The organism is Helicobacter monodelphidis, assembly GCF_003288845.1.
Lineage (GTDB): Bacteria > Campylobacterota > Campylobacteria > Campylobacterales > Helicobacteraceae > NHYN01.
Map to the genome: position 1 here is coordinate 1 of NZ_NHYN01000052.1, position 2512 is coordinate 2512.

3 protein-coding genes are annotated in these 2512 nt (G+C 34.0%); all 3 read left to right on the top strand.

Going from position 1 to position 2512, the window contains the following annotated elements; translation table 11 throughout:
• Positions 1-114: 114 nt before the first annotated feature.
• The gene (locus CCZ01_RS09770; RefSeq protein WP_112053018.1) at positions 115-723 is read left to right on the top strand and encodes a glycosyltransferase family protein; all 609 of its coding nucleotides are present in this window, start codon (positions 115-117) and stop codon (positions 721-723) included.
• 60 nt (positions 724-783) lie between these two features.
• Positions 784-1884 (top strand): N-acetyl sugar amidotransferase, encoded by a 1101-nt coding sequence (locus tag CCZ01_RS09775; protein WP_112053019.1) that lies wholly within the window; start codon positions 784-786, stop codon positions 1882-1884.
• Positions 1885-1888: 4 nt separating this feature from the next.
• On the top strand, positions 1889-2512 hold a 624-nt coding region (locus tag CCZ01_RS09780; RefSeq protein WP_146745253.1), incomplete at its 3' end, for a glycosyltransferase family 4 protein.

Sequence of the window (2512 nt, forward strand, 5' to 3'; positions counted from 1 at the left end):
AGATGACATTAAACACTATAAAGAAAATGCTAATAAAACAGCACAAATTTTAAATGCAGAGCAAGAGGGAGAAAAGTTGCTTGAGATGGTGAATTTACTATTAAGGAGTGAAAAATGACAAGTATGGGACAGATGGATTTTTTTTCCTTTCCAACGCATTTTATAGATTCTTCGCATATTCGCATTGTCCATCATGGGATGGTGAGTCCTGACCGCCATATTCACACAATGATAGAAACAATGGATTATGTTGATGAACGTTTTAGTCTTGATTTAATGCTTGTGCCAACTTATCATCAAGATTATTATAAGGTGTTACAAAAAATGGCGGATTCAAGAAGTAATGTAAGAATCTTAAATCCTGTTGCATTTGAGGAGATTATTCCTTTTACAACCCAATATGATATAGGATTTTTTTTAGTTCCACCCACAACTTATAATTTACAAATGTGTCTTCCTAATAAATTCTTTGAATTTATCCAAGCAAGATTAGCCATAGCTATAGGACCAAGCAAAGAAATGGCAAGATATGTTCAACAATATGATTTAGGCATTATTGCAAAAGACTTCACTAAAGAAGCAATGGCAGAATCTTTAAACAAACTCACAAAAGATGATATTAAGCACTATAAAGAAAATGCTAACAAAACAGCACAAATTTTAAATGCAGAGCAAGAGGGAGAAAAGTTGCTTGAGATGGTGAATTTACTTCTTGAGAATTAAGCTTTTATGCAAATTGACGATTATGTTAGATATGTTTTGAATGATTTGAGGAGTATAGAAATGGAATATCAGATTTGTAATCGTTGTGTAATGGATACTAGCGATTCACAAATTCGCTTTGATGAACAAGGTATTTGTAATCATTGTCGCCGATTTGATGAAATTACTTTACCGTATTGGAAGCAATGCACAAAAGAAGTTTTAGATGGTTTGGTTTATAAGATTAAGCAAGAGAGTAGAAATAAAGAATTTGATGTTATTATTGGCTTAAGCGGTGGTGTAGATAGTAGCTATTTATTGCATTATATAAAAAAGGAATATGATTTACGCATTCTTGCCGTGCATGTTGATGCGGGTTGGAATTCAAGTATTGCGACCCAAAATATTCAAGCATTAGTTGATAAGTTAGATATTAAGCTTCATACTATTACGATTGATTTAGATGAAATGCGTGATTTGCAAGTGGCATTTTTGCGTTCAGGTGTTGTTAATTGCGATGTTCCACAAGACCATGCTTTTTTTGCTTCTTTGTATCAATATGCCACAAAACACCAGATTCGCTATGTTTTGAATGGTGCTAATTATGCTACTGAATCTGTATTTCCGTTCTCATGGGCACATTTTGCACTTGATTCAATACAACTCAAAGACATTCATCACAAATTTGGTAAAAGACCGCTTAAGCAATACCCTATCGTTAGTTTTTTTGATTACTATTTTTATTATCCATTTATTAAAAAGATGCATGTGCTTTCACCTCTGAATTATATTCCATACAACAAGCAAAAAGCGTTGCAAGAATTGGGTTTGGAATATGGTTGGCAAGGTTATGGGGATAAGCATTGTGAATCGGTATGGACAAAATTTTTTCAGACCTACTTTTTACCTACGAAATTTGGCTATGATAAGCGGAGACCACATTTTTCGAGCCTTATTTTATCTGGAGAAATGCAAAGAGAACAGGCGATTGAACAACTCAAAGAATCGCCTTACAAGGGTGATTTTGATAAAGATTTATCAGAAATTCTTAACCATCTTCAATTAAGCGAGCAAGATTGGCAGGAGATTATGCAAAGCCCAATAAAGAGCTATCGCGATTATGCAAATAATGAAAAAATCTATCAATTTAAAAAGAAGTTTTTGGATAAGATTATAAGCTAATATAATGAAAAGAATTCTTATTTTGCATTTTCATAATCACCAAACACAACCACGTTTACGCAGAGAATATGATTTATTGTGTGAAAAATATCGGTTGACGGGTTTGGGATATGTAGATTGCAAACGCGAATATGTTGAATTTATTACAATCCAAAAGCCTAAATGGACATTGAGTATGAAATGGATTCAACGTTTTTGGCTTTTTTGGCGATGTTTTGAGCGGGTGTATTGGAATTTGCCACAAATTAAGGAGGCAGATTCTAAGCTTGAAGGTAAGGAATTTGACATTATCCTTGCTCATAATGAAGAATCATTGCCTTTAGCCCTAAAGCACAAAAAGAATGCAAAAATCATTGCAAATATGCACGAATATGCACCTAGAGAATTTGAGCATTCCTTTTGGTGGAGATTCTATTTTTCGCCTTACAAACATTGGCTTTGTAAAACCTATCTTCCTCAAGCTGATATTGTCTATACAGTCTGTAATGGACTTGCAGAAGAATATAGTAAAAACTATGGCATTACATGCGGTGTGATTACTTCAGCCGCTAAGTATTATGCCCCCCCCCCCAAAGGTTTATCATCCCACGAAACAATCAAACTTATCTACCATGGAATGGCAGGAAGA

What these genes read in the sequence shown, in the direction of transcription:
- CCZ01_RS09770 (WP_112053018.1), top strand. Translation starts at nt 115, where the DNA reads ATGACAAGTATGGGACAGATGGATTTTTTTTCCTTTCCAACGCATTTT.
- CCZ01_RS09775 (WP_112053019.1), top strand. Translation starts at nt 784, where the DNA reads ATGGAATATCAGATTTGTAATCGTTGTGTAATGGATACTAGCGATTCA.